This is a genomic window from Bradyrhizobium sp. LB14.3 (assembly GCF_040547985.1).
Classification (GTDB): domain Bacteria; phylum Pseudomonadota; class Alphaproteobacteria; order Rhizobiales; family Xanthobacteraceae; genus Bradyrhizobium.
On sequence record NZ_JBEPQT010000014.1, the window covers coordinates 187658 to 193685 of the forward strand.

6 protein-coding genes are annotated in these 6028 nt (G+C 62.2%); 4 read left to right on the forward strand and 2 right to left on the reverse strand.

Annotated features, from left to right (window positions below; translation table 11 throughout):
• Positions 1-21 precede the first annotated feature (21 nt).
• Complete coding sequence (locus tag ABIB00_RS24415; protein WP_354106120.1) at positions 22-702, reverse strand: TetR family transcriptional regulator; 681 nt, start codon at positions 700-702, stop codon at positions 22-24.
• On the opposite strand from ABIB00_RS24415, the gene ABIB00_RS24420 reads away from it, so the two are divergent.
• Both ABIB00_RS24420 and ABIB00_RS24425 read left to right on the forward strand, forming a co-directional pair.
• Positions 701-1018 (forward strand): hypothetical protein, encoded by a 318-nt coding sequence (locus ABIB00_RS24420; RefSeq protein WP_354106121.1) that lies wholly within the window; start codon positions 701-703, stop codon positions 1016-1018. The genes ABIB00_RS24415 and ABIB00_RS24420 overlap by 2 nt on opposite strands.
• Complete coding sequence (locus ABIB00_RS24425; RefSeq protein ID WP_247447495.1) at positions 973-1956, forward strand: phosphatase PAP2 family protein; 984 nt, start codon at positions 973-975, stop codon at positions 1954-1956. The genes ABIB00_RS24420 and ABIB00_RS24425 overlap by 46 nt, the downstream gene beginning before the upstream one ends.
• A gap of 232 nt (positions 1957-2188) precedes the next feature.
• On the opposite strand, the gene ABIB00_RS24430 is transcribed toward ABIB00_RS24425, so the two are convergent.
• On the reverse strand, positions 2189-2353 hold the full coding sequence (locus ABIB00_RS24430; protein ID WP_247343049.1) for a Flp family type IVb pilin: 165 nt from the start codon (positions 2351-2353) through the stop codon (positions 2189-2191).
• A 380-nt stretch (positions 2354-2733) separates the two neighbouring features.
• Between ABIB00_RS24430 and ABIB00_RS24435 the strand changes: the two genes are divergently transcribed.
• Together ABIB00_RS24435 and ABIB00_RS24440 are read left to right on the forward strand one after the other, a co-directional pair.
• Positions 2734-4224, forward strand: coding sequence for a hypothetical protein (locus tag ABIB00_RS24435; protein ID WP_354106122.1), 1491 nt, complete (start codon positions 2734-2736; stop codon positions 4222-4224).
• 322 nt (positions 4225-4546) lie between these two features.
• A complete protein-coding gene (locus ABIB00_RS24440; RefSeq protein WP_354106123.1) occupies positions 4547-5653 on the forward strand; it encodes an acyltransferase family protein in 1107 nt (368 codons plus the stop codon).
• Positions 5654-6028: the final 375 nt, after the last annotated feature.

The window sequence follows — 6028 nt, forward strand, 5'->3', positions numbered from 1 at the left end:
CACGGCGATCAGGCGGACGTTTTAAGCCCCAACCAGCGCTTTCGCCGCCGGTAGCAGCGTCTGCTGCACCACGAGACCCCTGGCGCGGGCGTCCATGACGCCGACCGCGCGCAGCGCCAGCAACGTCACGGTCTGCACGGCATCGCGCATCCTGGCGGGATCTTCGAGATTATCCGGCGCGAGCGGTCCGACCAGAGCCTCGTGCAGCGCGCCGAGCAGCGCAGTAGCGGCGAGGCCTGTATCCTGCGCCGGCAGGTGGCCCGCACGCACGGCGGCGTCGATCCGCGAGGCCATCTCGCCCGCAATCTCCCGCCGGCTGGCGAGGCGCGAGGCGCTGACATCGACATCCACCGGTTCGGCCAGGATGCCCCAGGCCAGCCTGCGCTGCGACAGGGTATGGACCGCCACGGTGGTCACCGCCGCGGCCAGCGCCGAGGACGGCCCCGGCGCGGCATCGGCCGCCCGGCGGATCGCCGCGAGCTCGTCGCGCGAGACCTCGGCGATCAATTCGGAGATCAGCTCGGCCTTGGAGGGGAAGTAGCGGTAGACCGTACCCGCAGCGACGCTGGCGCGAACCGCGACCGGCGCAATCTGCACCGCCGCCATCCCGCCTTCCGCCGCCGCCTCCCGCGCCGCCGCCAGTATCGCACTGCGCCTTGCCGCAAGGCGCTTCACTACTTGATGCGTCCGCCGATAAACCATGGCGCGCTTCCTGTCCCACACGCCAGCCGCACGCCCTGCGGCCGAACGCTTCGTCACTGATGCCGCAAATCGCCCCGCAAGGACTGAACAACTATTCAAACTGCATGACAAGGTGCAAATGCATGAAGCATCGCGCGAAAAAAGCGAAAACCTCAAAACAGCTAAAAACGTCGCCAACCGGTTTGGCGAAGGGGTAACCACGAACGTTACCGCCATCTTAAACCTGCTCCGCGACTGTGCTGCGGTACTGCGATCCCACCTCGGTGCAGCATGGTCGACACGGACGCCCGGACCGCCTGGCAGCTCTTCCACCTGAACTGGCTTCCCATCGTAGCCATGGGCAGCCTGCTGGCATTCGGCCTCCCCTTGACCGGCCTGAGCCTCGAGCCTGTCGCCTACGGCGTGACGCTGGCGGTCGCTGCGGTCCTGCTCGCGCTGGCCTATGGCCACCGCATCGTCAAAGGCGAGCTTGCCGACCCGAAGCTGCTGTTTTCGCTCGGCACGATCGGACAGATCATTCTCACCTGCGCCATCGTCGGACCGCTCAGCTACGTCGCGGGCAAACTGAACTGGCCGCTGCAGGACCAGGCGCTGCTTGCGATCGACCGTGCGCTCGGCCTCGATCCCGAACCGATCGCGCGATACGTCAACGACCATCCCTGGCTCGCGGACGTGCTCGCTCGCGGATACGGGCTGATCAAATTGCCGCTGCTCGGCGTCCCCATCGTGCTGGCGCTGACGGCGCGCTATGTGCGGCTGCAGTTGTTCATGCTGGCGATGAGCCTCGCGCTCGCGATCACCATCGCGATCTCCGCCGTCGTGCCCGCGATCGGCACCTATTGGGGACTGCAACTGTCCGCTGCGCATTTCCCCGAGATCAGCACGGTGGTCTATGCCGGACAGTTGCGCGACATCCTCGCACTTCGCGACGACAGCCTGCACGAACTCCGGCTGTTCTTCCTCTCCGGCATCGTCTCGTTTCCGAGCTTCCACGCCGCATCGGCCGTGCTCTACATGTGGGCGCTGTGGCCGGTGCGCGGCCTCGGCGGCATCGCGGCCGCGCTCAATCTCCTGATGATTGCAGCGACGCCGGTGATCGGCGCGCATTACATCATCGACGTCGCCGGCGGCATCGCGGTCGCCGCAGCGTCGATCTGGGCGGCGAAGTTCTATCTGCAATGGCACGGCCGGGCGTCGCGAACGTCTGTCGCGCCTGCTCCGTCGCCGGTCTGGCAGACCAGCCTCGCGGAATGACAGGCGGCAAGTTGCGGCAGGATTTCGCAAAGGCGCGTAGCGCCGTGCCACCAGCAACCCTCAGTATCCGATATTCTCGACGGCGGACACGCTTCCGTCTTGCGTTCTTCGAGCTGCGGCAGATGCCTTGCCAGCCTACAACTGCACGGACTGCAAGAGACGAAAATCATCGTCCAAATGAAAAGAGCCCCGTCGAGGACGGGGCTCTCTAAGATTCCCGGTTCGTCCGGCCTTACTTGAGGCTGGTCGAGATCGAGGTGAATTTGGTGTTCAGCGTGCTGCCGAGGTTGTTGACGACCGTGATGATCGCCAGCGCGATGCCGGCGGCGATCAGACCGTATTCAATGGCGGTGGCGCCGGATTCATCGTTCAGGAAACGCGCAACGAGGTTCTTCATGACTGCTCCAAAAAGGTACACGAGGCTACAACTGATCCGGTCTTTTCGGCTTCCCAGCGCCGCCCGACCATGGAACCGAACGTAGTGGCAAAAAATTGCGCCGCAGTTAATTCGACTGCGGAAACACCGAGCGGTTTGCGTGGATTCGCCGATGGTAAACCGAAATCCAAAAAAATCCGTTAAATTATCGAGACATGAAACCGGCTTGGCACCGCCGGTTTACCCGAAGTTATGACCGCCGTGGTCCAATGCCTGCCCGGGCATGATCCGGAAAGCTGTGAAGCGGTTTTCCGGATCAGGCTCAACAACAACCTTAAGCGCGACGGTTCATCCTCATCTCCTCCCGCAACTCGACAAGAACAACAGGACGACGAGGCGGCATGTCGCTTTCCTTTGCCAACAGCATCGCGACGCAGAGTCGTGCGCGGGCCCTGGTGCCGCTGTGCGTCGGCGCGGGCACCTATCTGTTCTTCGTATATTTCGGCGACACGCTGCTTCAGGATTCCGACTCGTTCTGGCAGATCAAGATCGGGCAATGGATCCTCGATCACCACGCGCTTCCCTACACGGATTTCTATTCCTTCACCCGGCCGGGGACGCCCTGGGTTTCGACCTCATGGCTGTCGCAGGTGCTGTTCGCCCTCTCCTATGCGCAATGGGGCTGGGCCGGCCCGGTGATCCTCACCGCGCTTGCGGTCGCATTGTCGGCGGCAATCCTGGTCGATCTGCTCGAGGCCCATCTGGAAATTCCGCGCGCGGTCCTGTTCGCGATGTTCGCGGTCGTGGTGTCGCTACATCACATCCTGGCGCGGCCGCACATGCTGGCGCTGCCCGTAATGATCGCGTGGGTCGGCATATTGATGACCGCGGCCGACCGCAAGGACGTGCCGTCATGGTACTGGCTGCCGCTGATGTCGCTGTGGTCGAACCTGCATGGCGGCTTCGTGCTGGGCCTGGCGCTGATCGGCCCGATGTCCTTCGTGGCGCTCTGGGGCATGGACTCCGGCAAGCAGGTCAGGCTGCTGTCGCGCTGGTTCCTGTTCGGCGTTGCGGCACTCGCTGCAAGCTGCGTCACCCCCTACGGCTGGCGTACATTGCTCGGCGCGACCAACATCCTCAATCTCGGCGAGCTGCTGACGCTCATCTCGGAATGGTCGCCCGCGAGCTTCGCATCCTTCAACGCATTCGAAGGCGCGCTGTTCGGCCTGATCGCGATCGGGCTGTATCGCGGCCTGACGCTCTCGCCGCCGCGCATTGTTCTGATCCTGCTCCTGACCTGGATGGCGCTCACCCATGCCAGGAGCATCGAGGCCTTTGCCTTCCTGGTGCCGCTGGTGCTGGCCAAGCCGCTCGGCGAACGATCCGCGCTGCCGCGGCCTGGCACGCAAGGCAGCGAGAGCTGGGCCTCCCGCTATGTCACCGCAACGGCCGCGCTGATGATCGTGGCCGCCGGCTGGACCTCGACGTCGCTCTACATGTCGCATCACCGCTTCACCTTCACGATGGACCAGACACCGGTTGCCGCCGTTGACCTGCTCGAGCAACGAAAAGCCCAGCGCATCTTCAACGCCAACCAGTTCGGCGGCTATCTGATCTCCCGCGACATCCCGGTCTTCATCGACGGCCGCGCCGAGCTCTACGGCGAAACCTTCGTCATGGATTTCCTCAAGGCCGTGGAGCTCAAGAAGCTCGACAATCTGACGCGGCTGCTCGAGGACCACCGGATCGACGCCACCCTGCTGACCGCGGACTCGCCCGCAGCGCAAGTGCTCGATCACATCAAGGGCTGGAAGCGGCTCTATGCGGACAATATCGCGGTGATTCACGTGCGGGATGATGCGAAAGATGCAATGGCGACGCCGTCGAGGTGAGGACGGGACGGTAGGCCATGTACGTATTACAATGAGATGTCAGCTTCCAAGCGTGAAGCAGCCTTGCGAGCCAATTGACACCGCTGCGCTTCGATTCATGCGCCCGTCGCCTCGTGGAGTTGACCGTCTGGCAAAATTCGACGAATTGTTTGATCAAACAAATAACCTTAACCGGCGCTTCCGATGATGGCTGGAATGTACCGCGCGAAATGCGCGATGCCCCGCGTTGGGCGCGCCGAAATTGCAACGTCCGCCGTTTACACGGCCTTAGTTCGCTATTCGATAGTTTCGGGAGACGTAGGTGTCTCTGGGAAACGCAATCATGTTCAACCTCGCTGATCAGCTGGCTCTTTCGCGCAATCGGCCCGCAGGTTTCGACTACATGCGGATTGCGCTGGCGGCGGCCGTTATCTGCCTGCACAGCGCGAACGTCACCCTTGGGCTCGGTCGGGCGATGGAGATAGTGGGCCATTTTCGCACGGTAAACGCAATGATCCTTGCGCTCTTCTTCACCTTGAGCGGGTTTTTGGTGACGGCCAGCTTGTTGAGGTGCAAGAGCCTGCTTTCGTTTATCGGCCTGCGCGTGCTTCGCATTGCGCCCGCACTCGTGGTCGAGACGACGCTCTCGGCCGTCATCATCGGCCCGATCTTCACCGCGATACCCTTGGCCCAATACTTTGCGGACTCGAGATTCCATGTCTATTTTCTCAACGTCGTCGGCGACATGCACTTTGAACTCCCGGGCGTATTTCTTCACAATCCAGCCCCCGATCTGGTGAATGCTCAGCTTTGGACGGTGCCGTATGAGCTGTGGTGCTACGCCATGCTAGCGCTTCTTGCCGCGACCACGATTTGCTTCAACAGGGTGCTATACCTCGGGTTCCTGGTGTTCGCCCAGATCGGGCTCGTCTGCTACGATATCTACCATTCGGACGAACTGTTCATTCACCTTCGCCCGCACCTTCTTGTGTTCTCTTTCCTTTTAGGTGTTGGCTTCTACCTCTGGCGCGACAAGGTACCGTTCAACCGGGCGGCGTGCCTGTTTGCGCTTGTGCTTTGCGCCGCCGGAATGGCCGGCGGACGCGGCGACGCGATTTTTGTCGTGCCCGCTGCCTATGTCGCGTGTTATCTGGGGCTCATGAATCCGCGGCGAAGCTGGATCGTGTCGTCCGGCGACTACTCTTACGGAATGTATCTCTACGGATTTGTCATCCAGCAGTGCGTTGCAGCGGTTGGCCCATCGGTTCAGTGCTGGTATCTGAACGTCCTGATCAGCCTGCCGATTGCCTTTGGCGTCGCAGTCGCTTCCTGGCACCTCGTCGAGAAACATGCACTTCGGCTCAGAGACCAGCTCGAACGATTTGAGGCGGCGGTTCTTTCGCGGATTTCAATTGTTGGGTTTTGGCGCAGGTTACCCCGGCCGGTCTAATTGGCCGCCACGCCTGGCGGTAGCGCATCAGGTTGACAGCGCTGCCTAGTCTAAAACTCGAACTGTTTCGCTCATGGCCGGGCATACATGCATTGCCCGCTGCTGATCGAGGACAAGGCAGTCTGACAATGTTTGGCGCCCTCGCTCGCAATGACGGAGTGTGGTGACGATACGCGTCCCTCTCGTGTCCGGACGCGCTGCGGCCGGCACACGAGAGCTGAGTTTCAAGCGCAGCTGGACAACATAGCCATTGCGAGCGCCCGCAATCGTGCCGTCGCAGATCGGGATAGGGGGACGCCTCGCGGCGTCGCCCCTCCCACACCACCGTACGTACGGGTCCGTATACGGCGGTTCGGTGGATTATGCGGGTCTCGG